Below are 24,732 nucleotides of genomic sequence, written 5' to 3'. Positions count from 1 at the left end.
CTGACCGGCTTTTTCCGGGTCTTGGTCGGGGACGGAACCCCGTCGTTCTTCGGAGCGGCGGGGTTCTTCTTTGCTCAGGTCTCGAGCGCGCGCTTCGTCAGGACGTGGCGGGCGCGAACCTCGTGCAGGTCGGGGCCGGTCAGGCTTTTCTCCGCCTGCGCCAGCAGCAGCCCGGCCTCGCGCAGGAGCGTCGCGCGGCGGCTCTCGTCGTCGATCAGCCTGCCGGCGTTCGCGAGCCCGTCGAGCGTGACCAGCGCCGCAAGGCGGCTGGCGGCGATCGCCGAGCGCGTCGCGCCGAAACCGCGCGCGACGAAATGGTCGAAGTCGTCCTGCAGCGGGACCAGCGCCCCCAGCCGGTCGTCCTCTTCTCGCTCGCCGCGCACCGGATTGCGCAATTCGCGCTGGCCGAGTTCGGCGGTGGCGGCGGACAGCCAGTGCACTGCGGTGATCGCAGTGAAAGGGTCGTTGATCCCCGGTGACAGCGCACGCTGCGCGATCTCGACGAGCTCGTCGATGGAGAATTCGAGGTCCTGCTCGGGCGTGCGCGATCCGCCGAGGGCAAAGCAGTCGCGCACCGCCTCGGCCAGGTCGTCGTCGCAATCGCCGCAATCGAGATGCGCGATGGTGATGCCCGGATAGACGAAGTCCCCCGCGCGAACGGAAAGCCCGATGGAAATCCCGCGCTCCTCGGCCAGCTCCCTCAGCTGCTGCATTTCGAGGAGGCGGATGTACCCGCGCGAGGTTGCGAGGACAGCGGTGCCATCGGGCATGTCGACCTCGGGCGCGGGGCCCTTGTTGGGGTCCGGAAAGCGGTGTTCGATCATCGCCAGCAGCCGCTTGCCGATGTTCTCGAGCACGGTGTTGATGCGGATGCTCGACGGGATGTGGTGGAGGAAATAGACGAGCACCGCGACCGACAGGATCATCAGCCCGAAGGCGACGAGAAGCGACAGCTGCGGCACGAAGCCCGGCGGTCCCTGCGCCGCCGCGCCGGTCAGCACGATCGGGGCCTCGTCCTCGGACCGGACGCTGCGCAGCACGGTGATCGCGTAGACGAAGGTCCCGATGAACGTCGCGAGGCTGAGCTGGTTGCCCTTGTCCTCCATGAAGTTGGTCAGGAGGCGCGGGCCGTAGGTGCCGCTGGCGTAGGCGACGGCGGCGATGGTGATCGAGAAGACCGTGGAGGCGACGCCGATCATCGAACCGGCCAGCACGGTCAGCATGTTCGATGCGCCGTCGGGGCGTGCGGGCGTGAGCGCTTCGATGGTGCTCAGCCACTCCGACGCCCAGATGCGGTCGACGTAGACGAGGCCGAACGCAAGCACGAGACCCGCCGCGGCGAACAGCGCCGGGTAGAACCAGTAGCTTGCGTTGATCGAGAACCAGATGGAGCGGAGCCGGGCGATCATGTATTCCCCCTTGTCGGGGAATTAGCCCGCGAACCGCCCGCCGGTTCCCGCCTCAGGCGCGGCCGAGGTCTCCCTTGCCGATCGTGCCCGCCGCCATTTCGAGCATCCGGTCGAGGCTTTTCTTCGCAGCGAGGCGCAAGTCTTCCTCGATCTCGATGCGCGGTTCGAGGTCGCGAAGCGCCAGGTACAGCTTTTCGAGCGTGTTGAGCGCCATGTACGGACAGATGTTGCACGCGCAGTTACCGTCGGCGCCGGGCGCGCCAATGAAGGTCTTGTGCGGAACCGCCTTTTCCATCTGATGGATGATGTGCGGTTCGGTCGCGACGATCAGGGTATCGCCTTCCATCGTCTTGGCGAACTGGAGGATGCCGCTGGTCGAACCCACGTAGTCCGCATGGTCGATGATGTGTGCCGGGCACTCCGGATGCGCGGCGATGGGCGCGTCGGGATGCTGCGCCTTGAGCTTGAGCATCTCGGTCTCGCTGAAGGCCTCGTGCACGATGCACACGCCGGGCCAGAGCAGCATGTCGCGCCCGAACTTGCGGTTGAGATAGGCGCCGAGGTGACGGTCGGGGCCGAAGATGATCTTCTGCTCCTCGGGAATCTGCTCGAGGATGGTCTCGGCGCTGGAGGACGTGACGATGACGTCGGACAGCGCCTTAACCTCGGTCGAGCAGTTGATGTAGGTGAGCGCGATGTGATCGGGATGGGCTTCGCGGAACGCCCTGAACTTCTGCGGCGGGCAGGAATCCTCGAGGCTGCAGCCCGCTTCGAGGTCGGGCAGCACGACGATCTTTTCGGGGCTCAGGATCTTGGCGGTGTCGGCCATGAACTTGACGCCGCAGAAGGCGATGACCGCGGCGTCGGTTTCGGCGGCCTTGCGGCTCAGTTCGAGGCTGTCGCCAACGAAATCGGCAAGGTCCTGGATTTCCGGCTTCTGGTAATAGTGGGCAAGGATCACCACCTTGCGCTCCTTGCGCAGGCGGTCGATTTCCTCGCGCAAGTCGAGTCCGGAGAGGCTTTCGGCAGGCTGGACGGTCATGGCTTTCCTTTCGATTGCCGAGATGGCGTCGGAACGCCCGCCGATCAAGCGATTACATCGCGAAACCCGGCGGCAGGAACGCTTCCATCGGTCGCCCGGCGCCGGGCGTCCCGGCGACCAGCCACTCCGTAAGCGCGATACCCGCCGGGCTGTAGGCGATGAGGTCTGCCACGATTTGGGTGACAACGACCGCGCCCGTGCCGCACCACCACGCTGGATGAACCCTGCCGCGGCGCAGCTTATCGCGGATCATGCCAATCACCGGGAAGATCAGCAGGAAGAGCGTCATCAGCCTCCAGGCGTGCGGGATCATGAGCGGCATGGGAAGCAGGCGGCCAAGGCCCGGACCGCTCAGGATCGCCATTGCGACCAGCATGTAGCGGCGATGCCAGCCGGTGTAGCGCCTTCGCCTCAGCGCGGCTAAGACCAGCGCGGCGAACAGGAGGAGGTGCAGGATGTTGGAGACCACGAATTCGTTCTGGTCGAAGAAGAACGGTCCCCCGGTACGCTGCATCACCACGATCATGATGACGATACCCGTGACGACCATCAGCGGCACCCAGACGATCGAGATCATGCCCAGACGGCGGTGCAGCGCGACGTTGTCCGCCGTGATAAGGCCGCTTTGCGCGAGGAACAGCGCGACCCAGCCGAAGAAAACGACTGCATGGATGTGGTAGGCTGCCGGTACCGCGAAAGTGGAACGTCCCATCGCGAGGTTCACCGAAAAGCCCGCGACGATGATCGCGGCGATCAGGCAAGACAGGGCGAGGAAGAACCGGCGCTCCGCGCGCTCGGCATCGTGTATCGGTGCAGGTATTCCCGAGGCCGTGGCCATCGCTCCCTCCTTCGACAACCCGAAGGAGGGCTATTACACCCGGCGCATCGTGTGGGGAAGCATCATTCGGCAGCGGCTTCGGGTGCCGGCTCGCCTTCGAAGCGCACGGTCACCTCGACATCGCCGAAGCCGGCGACCTGCAGCGGTATCGCAAGGTTCTGGCGGATCGCATCCTTGGCTGCACCGCGCGCCATGTTCATCAGGATCGGGTTGGCGGCCTGTTCCAGCGCCTGCCGTTCGGCAAGCCGGGTGTTGTTGCGGCTCAGCTTGTCCTGCGCGTCGCGGCTGATCCAGATGCCTTCGCGCAGGTACTGCGCCCGCGCTTCGTCGAGGTTGGGCTTGCCCACTGTGAGCGGCGGCAGGAGCACACCGAGCGTCTTCGTTTCCGCGTTCCAGTCCAGCCGGTTGCGGTTCATCTTCGACAGGTCGAGCGTATAGTCGACGCGCGACGGGATCACCGCGACCTGCCGCGACTTGACCAAGCCCATGAGGCGGCTGTCCTCGGCAGCCACGACCGGCGCGAGTTGCGCCGAAAAGACCGTCAGGCGGTTCTGCTTTTCGAAAGCGACAAGGCTGGTGCCCAGCGGATCGCCGGTTTCCTGCGGCCCGAACGCTTCCCATGCCAGCCAGGCACACAGCGCCACGACAAGGATGAAAAGCAGCCACGGCAGCGTCTGCACGCGGGCGAGGGGTCTTTCCTTCCTGTCGGCAAGGGGCGCTTGCGCGCCGGTCAGGTTGTCAGCGTCCATACATTACCCGAACGCGCGACTTCGCCCCTGCGTTCCAGATCGATGAGGTGGGCGAGTACAGACCGGCCCGCCGCGGGCCACAGGCGCTCGTCGGTTCCCTTGTACATGTGGGGGACCATGTCCTCGATGACGCCGCGATCCTGTTCGAGCTGGCGGAGTATCTGCCTCTCGCGCTGGCGGCGGTGCCCGATCATGCCGCGCACCAGCTGGCGCGGCTTCTCCACCGCGGGCCCGTGGGCCGGATAGTACACGCGGTCCTCCCGGTCGTGGAGGTGCTTCAGGCTGTCCATGTACTGGGCCATGTCGCCGTCGGGTGGCACGACGACGGACGTGGACCAGCCCATCACGTGGTCGCCGGTGAACAGCGCGCCGCTTTCCTCCAGCGCGAAGCACAGGTGGTTCGACGTATGTCCCGGCGTCGCCACGGCGGTCAGCGTCCAGTCCGGACCCTCGACGCTCTCTCCGTGTCCGAGCACCCGGTCGGGGCGGTAGGCATCGTCGAACGAGGCATCGAGACGCGGCCCCTCGTCACTGAGTGCAAGCGGGGCGCAACCGACGATCGGCGCTCCGGTCCGCTCGGCCAGCGGCGCTGCGGCGGGCGAATGGTCGCGGTGGGTGTGCGTGCAGCAGATGGCGGCAATGCGCGCGTCGCCCACCGCCTCGACCAGCGCATCGAGGTGCTCTTCCTCCAGCGGGCCGGGATCGATCACCGCCACCGCGTCTCCCGCGCCGACGACGTAGCTTTGCGTGCCGGTGTAGGTGAAGGGCGAGGGGTTGCGTGCCAGTACGCGGCGGACGAGCGGTTCGAGCCTTTCGGACGTTCCGTAGGGGCGCGGCGGATGTTCGGCGGTCATAGTCCCGCGCATATGGGGCCGCGAGCGCCTCGTGTCGAGTTCGCGGCCCTATCGACAGGCGCGGGCGCAGGAGGCAGACGGGGCGCGACGGAGGATGCGATGAACCCGACAGGCGACCTGACCCTCGTGATCGATGCGGGCACCACCTCGGTGCGCGCAATGCTCTTCGATCGCGAGGGGCGGATGCGCGCGGTTGCCCAGCGCGAGCTTGTCCAGCACTATCCGCGGCCCGGCTGGGTCGAGCACGACGCCGGGGAGATCTGGCAGGCTGCGCTTGCATGCGGCCGCAATGTCGCGACGCAGGGCGGGGGCGGCGACCGCATCGCCTGCATCGGCATCACCAACCAGCGCGAAACCGTGGTCGCGTGGGACCGCCGGACCGGAAAGCCGCTCCATCGCGCCATCGTCTGGCAGGACCGTCGCACCGCGCCGCTCTGCGCCGAAATGCGCGAAGCGGGGCACGAGACGGTCGTGCAGGAACGCACCGGGCTCCTGCTCGATCCCTACTTCTCGGCTACCAAGATGCGCTGGCTGCTCGACAATTCGGACGACGTGGCGGCGGCTGCGCGCTCGGGCGACCTGGCTCTGGGAACCGTCGAGAGCTGGCTTGTCTGGAAGCTGACGGGCGGAGCGTTCCTGACCGATGCGAGCAACGCCAGCCGCACGTGCCTCCTGCCGCTGGCGGGCCGGACCTGGGATGCCGGGTTGTGCGACCTGTTCGGCGTGCCCGTCGCCGCGCTGGGCGAGGTTTCGGACAACGCCGGCGATCTTGCCGAGGCGCTCCCCGAATGGTTCGGCGCTCCCTTGCCGATCAGCGGGCTTGCAGGCGACCAGCAGGCCGCGACGGTAGGGCAGGCGTGCCTCGAACCGGGCGATACCAAGGCGACATACGGAACCGGCGCGTTCGTGCTGACCAACATGGGACGCGAAGTGCCGCGATCGCGCCATCGCCTTGTCGGGACGGTGCTCGCCCAGGTCGGGGGCGAGCGCGCCTATGCGCTCGAAGGGTCGGTGTTCGTGGCGGGCAGCCTCGTCAAGTGGCTGCGCGACAGCCTCGGCGTCATCGACGACGCGGCGCAGACCGAAGTGCTTGCGCGCTCTGTCGAGGACAATGCCGGCGTGGTCGTGGTGCCCGCGCTGGCCGGGCTCGGCGCACCGCACTGGCGGCCCGACGTTCGCGCCAGCATTTCCGGCCTGAGCTTCGCGGCGACACGGGCTCACCTTGCGCGGGCCGCGCTCGAGGCGATGTCGCACCAGACCCACGACCTCGCAGTCGCGTTCGCCGCAGACGGTGCGCAGTGGACACGGCTGCGGATCGACGGGGGGATGAGTGCGAACGACTGGATGGCGCAGGACATGGCCAACGTGCTCGACCTCGTCGTCGAGCGGCCGGACTTCGTAGAGACCACCGCGCTCGGTGCCGGGATGCTCGCTGCCTACGGTGCCGGGCTGTTCGCTTCGCTGGGCGAGGCGGCAGCGGCGATGCGCGGGTCCGTACGCGAATTCGAACCGACGATGGGGCAGAGCGAACGCGAACAGAGGCTCGCCCTCTGGCGCACTGCCCTGTCTAACCTGGCCTAGCCGTTGACGCGCCGCTCCAGCCGCTCGCGCAGCGCGCTGATCGCGCTCGGCGCACCGGCATCGCGCTGCCGCCAGCCGCGATCGAGGCGGACGAGGCGCTGGTAGAAGCGCTGCGTGGCGCGCACCAGTTCGCGTGTCTCGGGGCTCAGCAGCGCAAGCTGCTCGGGGTCGGACTCGCTGCGATCGGGGGCAAGCCTGCCGTGGCGGCGAAGCTGGAATTCGGAAAGCTCGCCCATGAAATAGGCGCGGTGATTGAGCAGCCACGCGACGGCATGCATCATCCGCGTCGTCGTGCGCAGGCCCTCGCACGACAGCGCCACGCGCGCGAGGTCTTCCTCCTCGCCCACCTTGTCGAGCCTTCCCGAGAACGAGAACGCGTCGCGCACCTCGTCGGACAGGACGAGCCCCTCGCAATAGAGGCTTTCGACGATGCGCGGATTGATGGTGGCCGGCTCGGACATACGGCAATCCGTTATTGTCCGCTTCGCCCCCGGAGCAATGGTCCCGCTGCGTTATAAACAGTTCAATTCGGGACTGTGCCGTTGCGGGACAGAAAACGCGGCGCGAAACCTGCCGGGCAGCGGGGCGCCGGTCCGCCGTCAGGCGATGATGTCGGGGATCAGGTAATCCTGGATCATCGCGATCTGGTCCTTGAGCGAGAGCTTCCGCTTCTTGAGGCGCGCGACCTGCAGCTGGTTCGCCGGACCTGCCTCGGTCAGCGCGTCGATGGCCGCGTCGAGGTCGCGATGCTCGATCTTCAATGCTTCCAGGCGCTTGCGCAGTTCCTCTTCGGTCACGCCCGAAAAACCCCGATCCCGACTTGCCGCAACAGTGCAGCGCCTCGCCGATTAGCCTAAATTAGGTGCTTCGCAAGATAGGTCGATTATGTTTCGATGACAATCGCGCCGAACCTGCTTGGCGCCGAGTCGGTGACGGCTGAATCGTCAAGCACCCACGTCGAACAAGGTCCGGCGCGCGAACGCCAATAGGAGGACCATCGATGGAAACTTCGCATGTCAGCGCCCTGCAGCTCAAGCACGCCGGTCTCGAACGGCGCATCCACGAGGAACTGAGCCGCCCGATGCCTGACGATGCGGTGGTCCAAAGCCTCAAGAAGCGCAAGTTGCGCCTCAAGGAAGAACTCGCACGCCACTGAACGGCGGTTCTCCCCCGCAGCGGTCTCGCCGGGAAAAGTCCGGCACGATGAAACATACGTGCGTTCCCAAAGCCCCGGCTTTGCGGTAGTCCGGAAGGCATGACCGGCCAACCCGTGACCTCGAGCGGTGTAGCAGCCGCCCGGCAGATCCTGACCAGCCTGCACGACGTGATGGCGTCGCGCAGCGCTGCGCAGGCGAAGCTGAACACGGTGGTCGAGGTGATCGGCGAGGGGCTCGATAGCGAGGTCTGCTCGATCTACCTGCTGCGCGAGGGCATGCTGGAACTGTTCGCGACGCGCGGCCTTGCGCAGGAAGCCGTCCACGTCACGCGCCTCGGCGTCGGCGAGGGCCTTGTCGGCACGATCGCCGACGGTAACGAAACGCTCAACCTGGCCGAGGCCGCGGCCCACCCCGACTTCTCGTACCGTCCCGAAACGGGCGAGGAAAAGTTCCACTCGTTCGCAGGCGTACCCATCGTCCGGCGCGAGCGCGCGGTGGGGGTTCTGTGCGTCCAGCACGTCGATCCGCGCCGCTACGAGGACGTCGAGATCGAGGCGCTGCAGACGGTGGCGATGGTGCTTTCCGAACTCATCTCCAACGCCGAGCTGATCGACGGCGACGAGCAGTTCGGGCTTACCCCCGCGCAGACCGGGCCGGAGCTGCTGCGAGGCCTGACGCTGGTCAAGGGCCTCGCCATCGGGGCCGCCGTCTATCACCAGCCGCGCGTCAATATCGAGCACGTCGTTGCCGAGGACACCGAGGCAGAGCGCCAGCGCCTCATCATGGCGTTCGAGAAGATGCGCGACCAGATCGACCGCATGGCGAGCCAGGCCGAGTTCGGCGTCGGCGGCGAGCACGAGGAGGTGCTCGCGACCTACAAGATGTTCGCCTACGACGAAGGCTGGATCCGCCGCATCAACGAGGCGATCGATTCCGGCCTGACCGCCGAGGCCGCCATCGAGCGCGTGCAGCAGCGCACGCGCATGCGCATGCGCCAAATCGACGACCCGCTGCTCGCCGACCGCATGCACGACCTTGAGGACCTGTCGAACCGGCTCCTGCGCATCGTGTCCGGCCAGATCGGCACTGCCGCCACGATGGGCCTGCGGCGCGACACGATCCTGATCGCGCGCAACCTCGGCCCGGCCGAACTTCTCGAATACGACCGGCGGCGCCTGAAGGGGGTCGTGCTTGAGGAAGGCTCGCTCACCAGCCACGTCGTGATCGTCGCGCGCGCGATGGGCGTGCCGGTCCTTGGCCGCGTCCGGGGCCTGCGCACTGCCGTGCGCGAGGGCGACGAGCTCCTGCTGGATTCCGACCAGGGCATGGTGACCGCGCGGCCCGCGCCCGCGATGGTCGAGGCATTCGAGGCGCGCTTCGCCAAAAGCCGCGAGCGGCAGGCGGCCTATGCCAAGCTTCGCGAGGTCGAACCGTTCTCGCGCGACGGGACGCGCATCCAGGTGATGATCAATGCCGGGCTGCGCGACGACGTCACCAACCTAAGCCTGACCGGCGCGGACGGCATCGGCCTTTTCCGCACCGAGTTCCAGTTCCTGGTGTCCGCCGCGCTTCCCGCGCGCGAGCGGCAGACGCGGCTCTATCGCGACGTGATGGACGCGGCGGGCAGCAAGCCGGTCGTCTTCCGCACCGTCGACATCGGCGGCGACAAGATGCTGCCCTACCTGCGGCACGACGACGGCGAGGTCGAGGAGAACCCCGCGATGGGCTGGCGCGCGCTGCGCATCGCACTCGAACGCGAAGGCCTGCTCAAGGCGCAGGCGCGCGCGCTGCTGGAGGCGGCGGCGGGACGTACCCTCAACGTCATGTTCCCGATGGTCAGCGAACCCTGGGAGTTCGACGCCGCGAAGGACGTCTTCGACGGCCAGCTGGCCTTCCTGAAAAGCCAGAAGAAGGTCCTGCCCGAGGAAATCCGGTTCGGCGCGATGCTCGAGGTGCCGGCGATCGCCGAGCAGCTCGACATCCTGGCGCCCAAGCTGTCTTTCCTCTCGATCGGGACGAACGACCTCACGCAGTTCCTGTTCGCGGCGGATCGCTCGAACCCGAAGCTTGCCGAACGCTACGACTGGCTCAGCCCCGGCATCCTGCGGTTCCTGAGGCGCATCGTCGCGGGGCTTTCCGGCAGCGAGGTCGATCTGGGCGTTTGCGGCGAAATGGGCGGCAGGCAGCTCGAGGCGCTGGCCCTCATCGGGCTCGGCATCCATCGCCTGTCTATCACGCCCGCTTCGGTCGGTCCGATCAAGGAACTCGTCCGGCGCGTCGATGTGAACGAGATCGGCGAGGCGATGAACGGCTGGCTGTCCTCGCCCCCGGCCGACATGCGCGCGACGCTGACCGAATGGGCCAACGAGCGAGAAATCCTCACCGAGTGATGCGCGGGGTGCAGCGCAAGGGTTAACCTATTATAATCCACTTCGGAGGGCGGCTTCCCGGTTGACTTTGCCCGCCGCGACGCGTTGTCTGCGCGCGGTCGCCAATGCACCATTTCCGGGCGGGAGCGGAATGGACGAAACAGTATCAGAGCCTGAAGAACTGCAACTCGAGTCGACCGGCTCGCGTCTTCGCCGCGCGCGCGAAGCCGCCGGGCTCAGCCGCGAGGACATAGCGGCCCAGACGAAAATCGCGGAGCGGCACCTCATCTCGATCGAGGAAGATCGCTTCGAGGACCTGCCGGGCAAGACCTACGCGATCGGCTTCTCGCGCACCTACGCGCGCGCGGTGGGGGTCGACGAGGATGCCGTTGCCGACAGCGTACGGGACGAGCTTGCCGCAGGCGATTTCCGCGAGGAACGACGGCACGCAGAGACCTTTGAGCCGGGCGACCCGGCACGCGTTCCGGGAGGCGGCCTCGCGTGGATCGCGGCCATCGCAGGCCTTGTCGTCATCGCACTGATCTACGTTTTCTGGCGAAGCTTCCTTTCCCCCGCCGGCGAACTGCCGGGACCCGAGGCGGAGGATGTCGTTGTGGTCGAGAGCGCGGCTGCTTCCGACGCGCCGGACGATTTCGCCGCTGCGGCCGCATCGCAGCCGGTAGTCTTCACTGCGCTCGAACCGAACATCTGGGTGAAGTTCTACGACGCGAACGGCGACCAGCTGATGCAGAAGCAGATGGCGCAAGGCGAAAGCTATACGGTCCCTGCCGATGCGGAGGGTCCGCAAATCTGGACCGCACGTCCCGACGCGCTGCAGATCACAGTCGGCGGACGGCGTGTCCCGAGGCTCGCCGACGGACCGGTGACGATAAAGGACAGGCCGGTCACCGCTGCCGCGCTGCTGGCGCGCGAGGACAGCGCCCCTGCGGCTGGCGACACCGCTCCCGCGACGACGCCGAGCCAGGCACCGGCGCAGGAAGCCCGGCCATCGCCATCTCCGTCGCCCTCGCCGGCGGCGAGGAAGGCTCCATCGCCTGCTCCGAAGGCGCCATCGTCGCCGCGCCCCAAGGCGGCGGCGGAAGCGGCGCAGCAGCCTTCGCCGCGAACCACGTCGATACCGGTGGTCCAGCCGATACCGGGCGCAGACGATGAAGATTCCACCGATTCCGAGTGACCGGGCCTCGACAAGGGCCGGAGCATTGGGCAATCGGTTTCAGGGCAAAACTGGTTAATCGGGGGTTTCGGCGCGATTTGGCACGTTCGGATCGCACACCACGCCGAGGGAGGAATTCGAAGAGCATGACAAGACCGAACGGACGCCGCAGCTTCCGCTCCGCAACGCTGGCTCTCGCCGCGCTCGCGGTCGCCGGAACAGGTGTGCCGGTGCAGGCGCAATCGGGCGACGAGGCGCGCATCCGCAAGCTCGAGGCCGAAGTGCGCGCTCTCCAGCGCAAGGTCTTCCCCGGCGCCGACGGACGCTTCTTCGAGCCCGAGATCACCGCGCAGTCCTCGGGCGGGAACACTCCGCCGGCCAGCACTTCGGCGGTTACCGATATCCTGACGCGCATGGACGCGCTCGAGGCGCAGATGGCGCGGCTGACCGGTCAGGTCGAGGAAAACACCAACCGCATCGCGCAGATGGAAACGCGCCTCGGCCCGGCAACTCCGGTCGCCGCCCCGGCAAGCGTCGCGGCGGGAACCGAAGCCGCGACGACGGCTGCCGCCACGCCAACGCCGGCCGCGGCTCCCCCACCCGCGGCGCAAAGCAACCTCGACGCGATGAGCGGCGGCGCCTCGGCGGCGGCCCGTCCCGCCCCCGCTGCGGCGACGCCTTCGTCCGGCAGGGTCGAGGCGGTCAGCGCGGTCGCGCGGCCCTCGACCGACGATCCGGCGGACGATTCCTACAGCTACGGCTTCCGCCTGTGGGAGGCCGGGTTCTATCCCGAAGCGCAGCAGCAGCTGAAGATCTTCGTCGACAAGTACCCCGATCACTGGCGCGCGAGCTGGGGTCGCAACCTGCTCGGCCGCGCATACCTCGATGCCGGGGACGCGCGCGAGGCGGCGAAATGGTTCCTCCAGAACTACCAGGCCGACAAGCGGGCTGGCCGTGCGCCCGACAGCCTGCTCTACCTGGCCGTGTCGATGAAGCGGCTGGGCGACACCAACCGCGCCTGCATCGCACTCGCCGAATTCAGCGAAAGCTACGCTGCCGAGGCGGCAGGACGCCTGCAGGGGCTCTACGATGCCACCCGCTCCGGGCTCGACTGTTCGGGATGACGTTCCGGGAGTGACGACGGAGCAGGCCGGGCGCTTCGCTGCCTCGCTTGCGTCGGTCTGGCCCGAAGTCGCCGATCCGCACGCGCGGATCGGGATCGCGTTGTCGTTCGGGCCGGACAGCACCGCCCTCCTCTTGCTCGCAGCGGCCTGCCTGCCCGGCCGGGTCGAGGCAGCGACCGTCGATCACGGGCTGCGTGCCGAAAGCGCGGACGAGGCCCGGCAGGCCGCGGTGCTGTGCGGTGACCTCGGCATTCCGCACGAAATCCTCGCGGTGACGGTGGCGGAGGGCAACCTGCAGTCGCAGGCGCGGGCGGCGCGCTATGTAGCGCTCGGCGAATGGCTCATGCGGCGCGAACTCGCGGCGCTTGCCACCGGGCATCATGCCGACGATCAGGCCGAGACGCTGCTCCTTCGGCTGAACCGGGGGAGCGGGGTGGCGGGGCTTGCCGGAACGCGCGGGCGCACCGCCGTCCCCGGAACCGCACACCTGCTCGTGCGTCCGCTCCTCGACTGGCGTCGGGAGGAGCTTGCGGGGATCGTCGAGAGCGCCGCAATCCGGGCAGCGGCAGACCCGTCGAACGCGGATGACCGCTTCGACCGGGCGCGGCTGCGCAAGGCGCTGGCCGGTGCCGACTGGCTCGACGTTTCGGCGGTGGCGGATTGTGCCGCGAACCTTGCCGATGCCGATGCGGCGATCGAATGGGCCGCGCGGCGCGAGTGGCGCGAATGCGTCCGCCGCGACGGCATTGCGCTGGTCTACCGGCCGCAGGCCCCGAAGGCAGTGGCGCTGCGCGTCCTGTCACGAATGGTCGGGGACCTGGGGGGCGATCCTCCGCGCGGCGGAACCGTCGCCCGAGTCTTCGAGGCGCTCGTAGCCGGTGGACCTGCCTCCATCGCCGATCTCGTGGTGCGGCCCACGCCCGCTGGCTGGGCCATGACCAGAGCGCCGAAGAGGCGAACAAGTTCGTGATTTAACTTAAGAAAGCTGGGGCGAAGCAATCCAGGGTGGCCCGTAATTTACCCTGGATTGCTTCCCCGGCTCTTCCGGCGTTCGCTCCGAAAGAAAATCCCGTGCTTATCGAAGGGGGGCCGGGATTACCGTCTTCGGCAGAATGCACCATGCATCATTTACGATCAGGAATCGACCAGTGAATCGCCCAAACCGACCATCTTGCCGCGAGTAATAAACACCCGGTCGCCTAACTTGGTCTTTTCAAACACTTTTGCAGCGAACGGTTCGGGCATTCCGATGCAGCCGTGGCTGGCATAGCCCCACTCGACCTGGCTGCCGTGAAGCGAGATGCCGTCGTCGGTCAGCCGCTGCATATAGGGCATCTCCGCACCGTAGAGGTTCGAGACGTGATCCTTCTTCTTCTGCGTGATCGGGAATACGCCGGTCGGCGTAGGCTTTTCCTCGGTGCCGAGCAGGACGGCAGTGGCGCCGATCTCGTGCCCGTCGCGGAAGATCGAGAGGACCCGCGCCTCGAGATCGACGGTGATGACGATGGGGCCATCGGGAACGCCGGTCTCGTCCCAGTGCCACTCGCCGTATCTGATCGGTCCGTCGATCGGCAGGATGCGCTTGACCACGAAGGGGTCGTTGAGGTCCGGCTGCTGCGCGGCAACGGCCTCGGCGGCATTCGCCTCGTTGATGCCGGGAAGCGCCTGTGCGGTTCCTTCGCTTTCCATCGCGACCTGCTGTCCGGCCAGGTCGACCGAGCGGTCGGGCGGATCCTGCGAAAGCATGATGGCGGCGGTCGCGGCAAGGCCCGTGAAGGTCAGGGCGAGAAGGGCTCTTCCGTTGACGGGAAAGGACATGGCAGAGACTCGAACTCGTTTCCGGTAAATTGCGAGAATACAACATCGTGCCTAACGGCGCGAGTCGCCAGAGCGCCGTGCCCCGCCGTTTCATCGCGGGACTGGCTGCCAGCAAAAGTTAACGGCGCTAATCGGGCCCGGTTTACCCGTGCGCGCCGAACTCGTTGGCGATGGCGGTGGTGATGCGCAGGCCCAAGGCGTGGGCGCGGTCGATCGGCTCTATGAAGTCGCGATGGATCGCGGCATATCCCGCCGCATCGCTGTCCGGGTAGTCCGAGGGCAGGTCGACGCTGAAATCCTCGATACGCGGGAAGCTCGTCGGAAAGGCGCGGCGCAGCTGGGCCAGCGCGTCTTCGGTGCGCAGCGTGAAGAACATCTCCAGCACGTCGTCGCGGCTGATGTCGTTGGCCCGGCTGAACGGCGGCACCATCACGGCGCGCAGGAACATGTGCTTGAGAAGCGCCAGCCGCAGCGATTGGAGAACGCCCAGGCTGCGCCTGGTCTGTTCGCGCTCGGGCATCGGCGCCTCGTCGGGAATGAGCGCGAGCAGGCGGTGAAGCTTGAGCGCATCGACGCGAAGGCGGGAGGCGAGGCGGCGGAAGACGCCGGTGCGGTCGTCCTTGGTAAGGTATTCGGCCAGCGTCAGGCAGGCGTCCGAAATGTGCTGCTCGTTGCCGCGATAGGGGCGGCTCGCCCAGTAGGCAGAGTTGAACAGTTCGCCGTAGGCCGCGACCGTCTTGATCGAGGCGAGCGCGTTGGCCGCGCGCACCAGCCTCACGATCTGCCGCCCGCGCTCGCTGTCGCGCAGCAGGCCGGCGATCTCCTCCTGGTTGCCCTCTGCCGCGGTGCCGACCCCGGCGATCAGGTTCACGGGGTAGCCCAGTTGCTGGAGCACGGCATTGTGGGGGATCGCCCGGATCTGCCGCAGGCTCATCTCGCGGTCGGCGGCAAGGTCCGACTGGCGGCGCGACTTGCGGCTCCCGGTATCGTTGAGCATGCCGAGGCCGAACGCGGTGACCGCGCGCGAATAGGTGCGGCTGTGCAGGAAATCCTGCTGCACGCCCCGGATCGCGCGGTAGAGATCGAGACTGAGGTCGGTGCGCCGATAGAACAGGTCGGTGGGGACCGACGGGTCGGCGGCGCACGGCGGCATCTCGGCAAAGCGGGTGAGCGTTGCGAAGGCCAGTTCGGGCGAGCCGAACCAGAGGTAGCCATCGCCGCCCTGGAACGACACTTCGGGTTCGAGCCTGATCCCCGCGCGCACGAACCGTCGCCGCGCCCACGGCGACATCGGCCATGCGAGCCTATCCTCGAAAGACGATGGATGCGCGCCGCGCCCCATGCTCTCGCCGTGGGTGTTGAAGATGAGCGCCGATACGTCGGTCAGGCCGTTCGCCACCATCGCTTCGGCCATGCGGCCCTGCAGCCGCTCGATGGCGAGCGCCGCCGGGATCTGCCCGACGAAGCGGCCCGCATCCGAAAATCCGGTCTGGATCGAGATGCGTCCGCGCTTCCTGGCATAGTCGCGGTAGGCATCCTCGGACAGCAGCGCGTCGAGAAACCGCCCACCATGCTCCAGCGCGGTCTCGGTCTCGAACAGCGGGGAGACGTCGACGTTCTCCTCGATCCCGAACAGGCGTGCGAAATAGAGCGCGGCCAGCACGGTCGAGGGCTGCTCGCATTCGGCGACAAGCATGCGGATCGGCGCATCGCCGTCGATGTGGTGGACGATCTGCGCCATCGCCAGGAATTGCCGGATCGCGGTGCTGTTCTCGATGGCGAGCGCAGCGAAATTCGAATGCAGCGGCTTCGCTTCGGCCAGTAGCTCGCGCATCTTGACGAGCGCGGCCTGGCTGGAAAGCGAGAGCTTGCCTTCCGGGTCGATGCGGCGGCGGATCGCGTTCTGGAGCTGCGAGCTGTTCACGCGGAAGTGAATCCAGCCCATGCCGAGGCCATCGGCGCGCATCGCGGCGGCCAGTGTCAGGAGATCGCGGGCGGTGTCCGGCCCGGCAAGCCTGGCCTCGTTCTCCAGCTCCGAGATCGTCGGGCCGAGGCTGGTCAGCTTGTCGGGATGGTCGGCGGTCAGCGCGTTGGCGGCGGCTGAAAGATCGTCGGGCGCGGTCAGGTCACCGGCGAAGCGATCGGCCATGTCGCGGGTATGGTTTGCCGCTCGCTCGAGCCGCTCGGCAATCTCGGGCTCCATGCCCTTCAGCGCCGCGGCATAGCGCGAAAGTCGCCGCGCCTTCTCGTCGAGGCGGTAGCGGATCGAGGTGGACCAGCCGATGTCGGTGCGCCCGTCCATGTCGTAGCCGACCCAGGTGGCGAAGCGCACCGGCATCGGCTGAAGGCTCTTCCATCGCTTCGGCCACTTGCCCGCCGCTTCCCGGAAAAGCAGGCCGTTGACCCGGTCGCGGGCGTCCTGCGCGCGTTCGATGGCGGCCATTGCGGCATCGTGCTCGTAGTCGAGCGTGATCGCGTCGCGCTGGTGTTCGGGAACCTCGATCGTCTCGCTGCCGCCGTTTCCGCTCGATGCGGCGGCGGCGACGGCATCGCGCTGGGCGCGGCTGAGCAGGAAGGTCGGGTGGGCGGTGAAGACGATGTGGGCGTGGGGGCGCTGCCAGTGCGCGGCGAAGGCGGCGAAATCCTCCTCGGTCGCGAGCGCGCGCAGCTTCGCCTCGTTCGCGCCGGGCGCCACCGGAGAGAGCATCCGGTCGAGCCGCGCGGCGCGGGCGCGCAGGCCCTCGGCCTCCATCTCGTCGACATATCCGGCGATATCGTCAAGCGTGAGCTCGCCGCTTTCGAGCTTGCGCGACAGCTCGAGCGCGAGCTGGAAGACGGGGTTGAACAGCGGCGTTTCGGCGGTGCGTGCGTGCAGGTCCTGCAGGCGCTCGACAAGGGCGGCGACCCCGCTCATGCGCCCAGCCCCGAAGCGGCGCGCGCCGCTTTCTCGATCGCGGCGGTGTCCGGCGGCCCCTTGGGCACGATCCAGCTTCCGCCGACGCAGAGCACGGCGTCGAGCGCCAGCCAGTCGGGCGCGGAGGCCTGGGTGATGCCGCCAGTGGGGCAGAAGCGCGCCTTGCCGAAAGGCGCGGCGATGGCTTTCAGCGCGGCGATGCCGCCCGAAGCCTCGGCCGGGAAGAACTTGAAACGGTCGAGCCCCTCGTCGAGCCCGCGCATGATGTCGCCTGCCGTTGCTACGCCGGGCAGGAACGGCAGTTCGGCGTCGTGGACCGCGCGGGCAAGATTAGTCGTCAGCCCCGGCGAGACGACGAATTCGGCCCCGGCCTCGATCACGTCGTCGAGGTCGTCGGGGGACAGAACCGTGCCCGCGCCGACAACCGCGCCATCGACCTCTTTCATCGCCTTGATCGCGTCGAGCGCGGCATCGGTGCGCAGCGTGACTTCCAGCACGCGCAGTCCGCCCGCGACGAGCGCCCGTGCGATCGGCAGCGCATGGTCGGCGTCGTCGATGACGAGGACCGGGATGACCGGCGCCATGCGCATGATGGCCTCGATCCCGTTTGCGGTATCGTTCACGATGCGTGCTCCTTCGCGAAGGCGGCGGCCGCGCCGAACAGGCCCGGCTGCGGGTGAGTGATGAGCCTGACGGGAATGCCCGCCATCATCTGTTCGTAGCGGCCCTTGAAGCGGAACCGCTCGGCAAAGCCCGACTGGCGCAGCGTGTTGCGGATGCGGTAGCCGAGGCCGCCGGCGATGGCGACGCCGCCCGCGCCGTGGGCAAGCGCGTAGTCGCCCGCCGCGCTGCCGAGCGAGAGGCAGAACCGTTCCACCGCCGCCGCCGCCAGCGGGTCCTCGTTGCCGACGCCCTGCTGCCAGATCGTGCGGTCGTCGAGTTCGGCGACCGACTTGCGCTCGAGCGCGGCGAGGGAGTGGTAGATGTCGACGATCCCCGGACCGGACACGATGCGCTCCACCGAAACGCGGCGGTGGCGGCTGCGCAGGCGGGCCAGGATCGCGTCGTCGACTGCGTCGACGGGAGCGAAGTCGATGTGCCCGCCCTCGGTCGCCTGAACGTGGTAGCCGCCCTCGAAGCGGTGGAAATGCGCGACGCCGAGGCCGGTACCGGGGCCGATCACGCTGATCGTGCCCTCTTTCGGCAGCGGTGTATCGGGGCCGGCGAGGTGGCAGAACTCGCTGTCTGGTACGCGCGCCACGGCATGCGCGACGGCGGCGAAATCGTTGAGGACGGTGAATGTCTCGAGGCCGAGCTGCTCGTCGAGCGCGTGGGTCCGGATCGTCCAGCTGTTGTTGGTCATTCGCACCGTTTCGCCCGTCACCGGTCCGGCGATGGCGATGGCGGCATGCTTCGGCGGCTCCCTGCCGAGCCGTTTGGCGAATTCCTGCCAGGCGGTTTGCAGGCTGACGTAATCGCTCGTCGGCAGGGTAATCGGCTCGTCGAGCGCGATTTCCCCGTTCCCGCCGATCGTGGCGACGGCAAACCTCGCGTTGGTGCCGCCGATATCGAGCGCGACGAGATCCATCCTCAAAGCCCTGCGAGTTCGAGCATCGAGGACCCGCCCTGCTCGGCGCCGCCCGCGTTGGCGCGGAACATCGCGAACAGCTCGCGTCCCATGCCCTGCGCAGGTACGGGGGCGGGGAACGGCTCGCGGCCCGCAAGGTCGGCGGTGGTGGCGAGCGTGCCTTCCTCGGCGGAAAGGCGCACGACGTCGCCGTCGCGCAGGAAGGCGAGAGGACCCCAGTTTCCGTCTGCGTCAGCGAGCGCCTCGGGCGTGACGTGGATCGCGGCTGGGACCTTGCCGCTCGCGCCAGACATGCGGCCATCGGTGACGAGCGCGACCTTGTAGCCCCGGTCCTGCAGCACGCCTAGCGGCGGGGTCAGCTTGTGAAGTTCGGGCATGCCGTTGGCGCGCGGCCCCTGGAAGCGCACGACGACAATCACGTCGCGGTCGAGTTCGCCTGCAGCGAATGCGCGCGCCACGGCTTCCTGGGTCTCGAACACGCGGCACGGCGCCTCGATCGTCCAGCGCTCGGGTTCGACCGCGCTGGTCTTGAAGCAGGCGCGACCGAGATTGCCTTCGACGAGCCGCATGCCGCCGTCCGCCATGAACGGCTTTGCGACCGAGCCGAGCATCGCTTCGTCGCCGGGACTGTCGGGCGAGGGGGTCCAGCAAAGCTTCTCGTCCTTAAGTACCGGCTCCTTCGCGTAGTCGCCCATGCCGCCTTCCGAGACGGTCACGACATCGTCGTGGATCAGCCCCGCGCCCGACAGTTCGCGCACGACGAAGCCGATGCCGCCGGCGGCGTGAAAGTGGTTCACGTCGCCCGAACCGTTGGGATAGACGCGGCAAAGGAGCGGCACGGCCCGGCTCAGTTCGGCCATGTCCTGCCAGTCGATGAGCACGCCCGCCGCGCGCGCGAAGGCGGGGATGTGGATCGCGTGGTTGGTCGATCCGCCGGTCGCGAGCAGGCCGACCGCGGCGTTGACGATGGCCTTTTCGTCGACGAGGCGAGCGAGCGGGCGATAGTCATTGCCGTCGCGGCCCATCGCGGCGAGGCGATGTACGGCGGCGCGGGTCAGTTCGCGGCGCAGCGGCGTGTCGGGCGGGACGAAGGCGGCGCCGGGAATGTGCAGCCCCATCAACTCCATCATCATCTGGTTGGAATTGGCGGTGCCGTAGAAGGTGCAGGTGCCGGGCGAGTGGTAGCTTTTCGATTCGCTTTCCAGCAGCTCGTCGCGCGTCGCCTTGCCCTCGGCGTAGAGCTGGCGGACGCGCTGCTTCTCCTTGTTGGCGATGCCCGACGGCATCGGGCCGGAGGGCACGAACAGCGCGGGCAGGTGGCCGAAACGCAGCGCGCCGATCAGCAGGCCGGGCACGATCTTGTCGCAGATGCCGAGCAGCGCGACCGCATCGTACATCGCGTGGCTCAGGCCGACAGCGGCGGCAAGCGCGATGACGTCGCGGCTGAACAGCGAAAGTTCCATGCCGTCCGCGCCTTGCGTCACCCCGTCGCACATCGCCGGGGTCGCGCCGGCGACCTGCGCGGTCGCCCCGATCTCGCGCGCGTAGAGCTTCATCGGCTCGGGGTAGCGCCCGTAGGGCTGGTGCGCCGAGATCGTGTCGTTGTAGGCGGTGATGATGCCGATGTTGGGGCCGCGACGGAAAGCGATCGATTCCTTGTCCTCGCCGGCGGCGGCGAATCCGTGCGCGAGGTTCGAGCAGGGCAGCACGGCGTTGCGGTCGGCATGCCGGTCGCCCTCGCGGTCCATCAGGTCGAGGTAGGCCTGCCGGCTGTCGCGCGAACGCGCGGCGATGCGCTCGGTGACGCGGGCGATCCGTGGATCGAGGTTGCTCATCGGCGTTACTCCTGTGCCCTCTGCCGCGCCGCGCATGTCCGCTTGCGGGAGATGCGGGCGCTATTCGTGCCAGGTGACGCCGTCGCGCTCGGCAAGCGCGATCGCGGCGGACGGTCCCCAGCTTCCGGCAGTGTAAGTCTTCGGTGTCTGGCCCTGTTCCTCCCAGCTTGCCCGGATCGCATCGACCCAGTCCCACTGCGCCTCGACCTCGTCGCGGCGGACGAACAGCGTCTGGTCTCCCTCGATCAGGTCGAGCAGCAGACGTTCGTAGGCGATGCGCCGCTGCGGTCCGGCGAAGGCATCGGGCATGGCGATGTCGAGCGGTACGGCGCGCAGGCGGATGCCTTCGCGGTCGAGCCCCGGCACCTTGGCCATCAGCGACAGCGAGATGTTCTCCTCCGGCTGGATGCCGATGACCAGCCGGTTGGGCTCGCTCCTCGCGCCGCGCCCGGAGAAGATCGAGTGCGGCACGCAGCGGAACTGCACGACGATCTCGGTCGTGCGATGGGGCAGCCGCTTGCCGGTGCGCAGGTAGAAAGGCACGCCCTTCCACCGCCAGTTGTCGATGTGCGCCTTGATCGCGACGAAGGTCTCGGTGTCCGAATCGCGGCCCAGCTCCTCGTCGTAGCCCGGCACCGGCTCGCCCTTGATCGCGCCCGCGCGGTACTGTCCGGTGACGGTCTCTGCGGCGGTGACCTTGCGCAGCGAGCGCAGGACCTTGACCTTCTCGTCGCGAACCGCGGTGGCATCGTAGCTGACCGGCGGCTCCATCGCGACGAGCGCGAGAAGCTGGAGCATGTGGTTCTGCACCATGTCGCGCAGCGCGCCGGCCTCGTCGTAGAAGCCGACACGGCCTTCCAGCCCGACGGTTTCGGCGACCGTGATCTGGACGTGATCGATGTGGGTCGAATTCCACAGCGGTTCGAACATCAGGTTCGCAAAGCGCAGCGCGAGGAGGTTCTGGACCGTTTCCTTGCCGAGGTAATGGTCGATCCGGTACGTGCGACGCTCCGGGAAGGCGGTGGCGACCGCATCGTTGATGACGCAGCTCGACCCGAGATCTATGCCGAGCGGCTTTTCGAGGCCGATGCGCACCTTCTCGCCAGCAAGGCCGCCATGCTTGAGGCCCTGGATCGTCGGTTCGAACAGGCTGGGCGCGGTCGACAGGAAGATCGCGAGGCCCTCCTTCGGCTCGCCGACCTTCCTTGCCAGCGCTTCGTACCCCTCGAGCGTCGAGGCATCGACGGGCTGGTAGGTCAGGCGGTTGAGAAACGTCGCCATGCTGCCGCGCCGGTCGGCAGGCAGGAACTTCTCGAGCGCCTCACGTGCGAAATTGCGGAAACCCTGGTCGTCGAGTTCCGACCGCGCGGTGCCGATGATCTCGAGGTCGGGGTGGATCAGCTCGTCAACGTCGAGCGCGGCGAGCGAGGGGAGCAGCATGCGCTGGGCCAGGTCGCCCGTGGCGCCGAAGAGAAGCAGGCGATCGGCTGTGAAACTGATCATCGGGCGGCGATGGCGCCTGGCGTCATGTGGATGGACTCCCGATCCGGCTGCGGCGGCATGCTCGCAGATGCAGCATAACAACGGGCGGCGACGGGCGCTAGTTCCCTTTCCCGACTGGCCGCAAGCCGTGCCGGCGCGCGAAGGTGACCGTCTGCCGACAGTCGCGTGACGACGCTTTCACTTTGCAATCCCGCGCCCTATGAGCGGGCCATGGCTCTCGAAGGCGTCCAGCTCCTCGAACACTTGCGCACGCCCGCGCTAACCGTTTCCAACGGGCAGGTCAGCTTTGCCAATGCGGCGGCCAAGGCGCTGCTCGGCGCGCACATCGCGGGGCAGGACGTGCGCATCGCTATCCGCGATCCCGATGCCGTTGCCGTGATCATGAGCGATACCGGCGGCACCGCCAACGTCAGCGGCCTCTCGGTCGGCGGCAGCGAGTGGGAGATCGATGTCTTCGTGCTCGGTAACGATGAGCGCCTGATCAGCCTCTACGATCTTTCGGTCCAGGTCTCGGTGGCGCGCGCACATGCCGATTTCGTCGCCAATGCCAGCCACGAGCTGCGTACCCCGCTCGCCGCCGTGTTCGGTTATGTCGAGACGCTGCTCGATACGCGCGCGGGCGGCGACGAGGCGACGCGCGAGAAGTTCCTCAAGACCATCCGGCACGAGGCGCAGCGCATGCAGGCGCTGGTCGAGGATCTGATGTCGCTGTCGCGGATCGAGGCGATCAAGCACGAGGTTCCTTCGGACACCGTCGACATGGTCGTCGTCGCGCGCGAGACGGCGGGCGAATTCCGCGACGGTACCGAGATCAGGGTCGAGGCCAACTGCGACAGCGCCGAAATTTCCGGCGACAGGGGGCAGCTCGCGCAGGTTCTGCGCAACCTCATGGACAACGGCCGAAAGTACGGGAAAGCGGGGGGGCCTGTCACCGTCACCCTCGAGGCTACCGCGACCGGCTGGCTGCTCGTTGCCGTCCGCGACGAAGGGCCGGGAATCGCTCCCGAGCACCTCCCGCGCCTGACCGAGCGATTCTACCGCGCCGATACCAGCCGCAGCCGCGCGGCGGGCGGCACCGGCCTCGGCCTGTCGATCGTCAAGCACATCGTCGAGCGCCACCGCGGCAGGTTCGATATCGCCAGCCGCCCCGGCAAGGGGACGACCGCCTCGATGATGCTGCCGCTTCGGAAAAACTGACCTCGGACCGGTTTCGATACGGGTGTCATAAATACGTCATCTGACAGTCATACTGGCGTCGGCGAAATGTCACATTACCTTCACAAAGCTTCGCGCCCGGCTACGTTTCTCTTCCGCTCGACCGGCATCGTCGCCATCTCCCTCGGCATCGGCACACCCGCGTATGCGCAGGCGTCCGATGCAGAGGCGATCCGGGCCGAACTGGCGCAGATGCGCGCACAGATGGAGCGGATGGCCGACCGCATCGAGCAGCTCGAAGGCGAACTTGGCGCAGCAAAGGCCGAAACCGCCCGCGCCGCCCAGACCGCTGCAAGCGCGCAGGCGATCGCCGAGGCGGCTGCCGCCGTGCCTGCCCGTCCCGAGAAGGTCGAGTGGAAGGGCGCGCCGAAAATCGCGACGAGCGACGGCTGGAGCTTCAAGCCGCGCGGTCGCCTGCAGTTCGATGCCGGATTCATCGATGCCTTCGATTCCGAACGGGTGGCCGACGGTTTCGCCAACGAGGTGCGCCGCGCCCGGCTTGGAGTCGAGGGAACGATGCCGGGAGGCTTCGGCTACAAGTTCGAGGTCGATTTCGCCGGTGCCGATGCGCAGATCACTGACGGCATCCTGACCTACAAATCGGGTGACGTGAAGCTGACCGCCGGCCAGCACAACAATTTCCAGGGTCTCGACGAACTTACCAGCAGCCTGTCGAACAGCTTCATGGAACGCGCCGCCTTTACCGATGCATTCGGGTTCGAGCGCCGCGTCGGTCTTTCGGCGCAGTACGAGGCAGGCATCGTGCTCGTCCAGGGCGGCCTCTTCACCGACAATTTCGAGGACCTGCCGAACGGCAACTGGGGTGCGGACGGCCGCGTCGTGGTGATGCCGAAATTCGGTAATGCCCAACTGCACTTCGGTGCGTCCGTCCATTACACGGACATCGCCCAGGACTCCGACGTCAACAGCGTGCGCTATCGCCAGCGACCGATGGTCCACTTCACCGGCACGCGCTTCGTCGATACCGGGGCGCTCCTTGCTCTCGCCGAAACCGGATACGGGCTCGAAGCGGCGGCCATCGCCGGTCCGTTCCATGTCGCTTCCGAAGCATCCTGGCAGAGAACCGACCGTATCGCAGACTTCGCCGACCCGACCTTTTTCGGTGCCTATGTCGAGGCGGGCTACTTCCTGACGCGCGGTGACCGCCGTGGCTACAAGCCGGGCGTGTTCGACCGGGTGAAGCCCGAAAATCCGGTGGGCGAGGGCGGCATCGGCGCGATCCAGGTCAATGTGCGCTACGATTACCTCGACCTTGTCGATGCAGGCATCTCCGGCGGCACGCAGAACGGTTACGAGATATCGCTGATCTGGACGCCGACCGCATGGACGCGCCTGATGCTGGATTACGGCCACATCGAATACGACGGTGCCGTCTATCCGAACCCTGCCGGTTCGCGATCCTATGCCGTCGATGCATTCGGGATGCGCGCGCAGGTCGATTTCTGAGCCGTCTGCGACTATCGGGAGCAGGCACTGAACGGGTCGCGATTCGCGGGGTGGAAACTGCCCTTCGGTTCGCGCGAAAGGGGTGTCATGGCAAT

The 24,732-nt window shown here is 67.5% G+C and carries 21 protein-coding genes; 8 read left to right on the top strand and 13 right to left on the bottom strand.

Going from position 1 to position 24,732, the window contains the following annotated elements; translation table 11 throughout:
* Positions 1-74: 74 nt before the first annotated feature.
* The 5 genes from FHS75_RS12470 to FHS75_RS12450 all read right to left on the bottom strand — a co-directional run bounded on the left by FHS75_RS12470 (position 75) and on the right by FHS75_RS12450 (position 4,892).
* Entirely contained in the window at positions 75-1,409 is a 1,335-nt protein-coding gene (locus tag FHS75_RS12470; protein WP_179408014.1) for a DUF2254 domain-containing protein, read from the bottom strand.
* 52 nt (positions 1,410-1,461) lie between these two features.
* On the bottom strand, positions 1,462-2,451 hold the full coding sequence (gene nadA / locus FHS75_RS12465) for a quinolinate synthase NadA (RefSeq protein ID WP_179408013.1): 990 nt from the start codon (positions 2,449-2,451) through the stop codon (positions 1,462-1,464).
* A gap of 52 nt (positions 2,452-2,503) precedes the next feature.
* Entirely contained in the window at positions 2,504-3,289 is a 786-nt protein-coding gene (locus FHS75_RS12460; protein WP_179408012.1) for a hypothetical protein, read from the bottom strand.
* Between the two features lie 62 nt (positions 3,290-3,351).
* On the bottom strand, positions 3,352-4,038 hold the full coding sequence (locus tag FHS75_RS12455) for a DUF4230 domain-containing protein (protein WP_179408011.1): 687 nt from the start codon (positions 4,036-4,038) through the stop codon (positions 3,352-3,354).
* Complete coding sequence (locus tag FHS75_RS12450; RefSeq protein WP_179408010.1) at positions 4,020-4,892, bottom strand: MBL fold metallo-hydrolase; 873 nt, start codon at positions 4,890-4,892, stop codon at positions 4,020-4,022. The genes FHS75_RS12455 and FHS75_RS12450 overlap by 19 nt, the downstream gene beginning before the upstream one ends.
* 99 nt (positions 4,893-4,991) lie before the next feature.
* Here FHS75_RS12450 and FHS75_RS12445 point away from each other — a divergent pair, with 99 nt between their 5' ends.
* Positions 4,992-6,473 (top strand): glycerol kinase, encoded by a 1,482-nt coding sequence (locus FHS75_RS12445; RefSeq protein WP_179408009.1) that lies wholly within the window; start codon positions 4,992-4,994, stop codon positions 6,471-6,473.
* Here FHS75_RS12445 and FHS75_RS12440 read toward each other — a convergent pair.
* Together FHS75_RS12440 and FHS75_RS12435 are read right to left on the bottom strand one after the other, a co-directional pair.
* Complete coding sequence (locus FHS75_RS12440) at positions 6,470-6,934, bottom strand: DUF1465 family protein (protein ID WP_179408008.1); 465 nt, start codon at positions 6,932-6,934, stop codon at positions 6,470-6,472. The two genes, FHS75_RS12445 and FHS75_RS12440, sit on opposite strands and share 4 nt — an antisense overlap.
* 138 nt (positions 6,935-7,072) lie before the next feature.
* Positions 7,073-7,270, bottom strand: a complete 198-nt coding sequence (locus tag FHS75_RS12435) for a YdcH family protein (protein ID WP_179408007.1) — start codon at positions 7,268-7,270, stop codon at positions 7,073-7,075.
* A gap of 203 nt (positions 7,271-7,473) precedes the next feature.
* Here FHS75_RS12435 and FHS75_RS12430 point away from each other — a divergent pair, with 203 nt between their 5' ends.
* The 5 genes from FHS75_RS12430 (at position 7,474) to tilS (ending at position 13,267) form a co-directional block, all read left to right on the top strand.
* On the top strand, positions 7,474-7,629 hold the full coding sequence (locus FHS75_RS12430; RefSeq protein ID WP_179408006.1) for a YdcH family protein: 156 nt from the start codon (positions 7,474-7,476) through the stop codon (positions 7,627-7,629).
* 99 nt (positions 7,630-7,728) lie between these two features.
* Positions 7,729-10,020 (top strand): phosphoenolpyruvate--protein phosphotransferase, encoded by a 2,292-nt coding sequence (gene ptsP / locus FHS75_RS12425; RefSeq protein ID WP_179408005.1) that lies wholly within the window; start codon positions 7,729-7,731, stop codon positions 10,018-10,020.
* Between the two features lie 130 nt (positions 10,021-10,150).
* Positions 10,151-11,194, top strand: coding sequence for a helix-turn-helix domain-containing protein (locus FHS75_RS12420; RefSeq protein ID WP_179408004.1), 1,044 nt, complete (start codon positions 10,151-10,153; stop codon positions 11,192-11,194).
* A gap of 125 nt (positions 11,195-11,319) precedes the next feature.
* Complete coding sequence (locus tag FHS75_RS12415; protein WP_179408003.1) at positions 11,320-12,297, top strand: tetratricopeptide repeat protein; 978 nt, start codon at positions 11,320-11,322, stop codon at positions 12,295-12,297.
* Positions 12,263-13,267 carry a tRNA lysidine(34) synthetase TilS gene (gene tilS, locus FHS75_RS12410; RefSeq protein WP_179408002.1) on the top strand — a complete coding sequence of 335 codons (1,005 nt, stop codon included), beginning with the start codon at positions 12,263-12,265 and terminating at the stop codon, positions 13,265-13,267. Before FHS75_RS12415 ends, tilS begins: the two co-directional genes overlap by 35 nt.
* A gap of 164 nt (positions 13,268-13,431) precedes the next feature.
* On the opposite strand, the gene FHS75_RS12405 is transcribed toward tilS, so the two are convergent.
* The 6 genes from FHS75_RS12405 to zwf all read right to left on the bottom strand — a co-directional run bounded on the left by FHS75_RS12405 (position 13,432) and on the right by zwf (position 21,955).
* Positions 13,432-14,115, bottom strand: a complete 684-nt coding sequence (locus FHS75_RS12405; protein WP_229735588.1) for a L,D-transpeptidase family protein — start codon at positions 14,113-14,115, stop codon at positions 13,432-13,434.
* 142 nt (positions 14,116-14,257) lie between these two features.
* The gene (locus tag FHS75_RS12400; RefSeq protein ID WP_179408001.1) at positions 14,258-17,029 is read right to left on the bottom strand and encodes a phosphoenolpyruvate carboxylase; all 2,772 of its coding nucleotides are present in this window, start codon (positions 17,027-17,029) and stop codon (positions 14,258-14,260) included.
* Positions 17,026-17,652, bottom strand: coding sequence for a bifunctional 4-hydroxy-2-oxoglutarate aldolase/2-dehydro-3-deoxy-phosphogluconate aldolase (eda, locus tag FHS75_RS12395; protein WP_179408000.1), 627 nt, complete (start codon positions 17,650-17,652; stop codon positions 17,026-17,028). The genes FHS75_RS12400 and eda overlap by 4 nt, the downstream gene beginning before the upstream one ends.
* Entirely contained in the window at positions 17,649-18,617 is a 969-nt protein-coding gene (glk, locus tag FHS75_RS12390) for a glucokinase (protein WP_179407999.1), read from the bottom strand. The genes eda and glk overlap by 4 nt, the downstream gene beginning before the upstream one ends.
* 2 nt (positions 18,618-18,619) lie before the next feature.
* Positions 18,620-20,452 (bottom strand): phosphogluconate dehydratase, encoded by a 1,833-nt coding sequence (gene edd / locus FHS75_RS12385; RefSeq protein ID WP_179407998.1) that lies wholly within the window; start codon positions 20,450-20,452, stop codon positions 18,620-18,622.
* Positions 20,453-20,512: 60 nt separating this feature from the next.
* Positions 20,513-21,955, bottom strand: a complete 1,443-nt coding sequence (gene zwf / locus FHS75_RS12380; RefSeq protein ID WP_179407997.1) for a glucose-6-phosphate dehydrogenase — start codon at positions 21,953-21,955, stop codon at positions 20,513-20,515.
* Between the two features lie 210 nt (positions 21,956-22,165).
* On the opposite strand from zwf, the gene FHS75_RS12375 reads away from it, so the two are divergent.
* Together FHS75_RS12375 and FHS75_RS12370 are read left to right on the top strand one after the other, a co-directional pair.
* Positions 22,166-23,152 carry a sensor histidine kinase gene (locus FHS75_RS12375; RefSeq protein ID WP_179407996.1) on the top strand — a complete coding sequence of 329 codons (987 nt, stop codon included), beginning with the start codon at positions 22,166-22,168 and terminating at the stop codon, positions 23,150-23,152.
* A gap of 66 nt (positions 23,153-23,218) precedes the next feature.
* On the top strand, positions 23,219-24,637 hold the full coding sequence (locus FHS75_RS12370; RefSeq protein ID WP_179407995.1) for a porin: 1,419 nt from the start codon (positions 23,219-23,221) through the stop codon (positions 24,635-24,637).
* The last annotated feature ends 95 nt before the right edge of the window (positions 24,638-24,732 follow it).

It is taken from the genome of Novosphingobium marinum (genome assembly GCF_013408095.1).
GTDB classification, from domain to species: domain Bacteria; phylum Pseudomonadota; class Alphaproteobacteria; order Sphingomonadales; family Sphingomonadaceae; genus Novosphingobium; species Novosphingobium marinum.
This window is presented reverse-complemented; position numbering and strand designations above follow the sequence as displayed.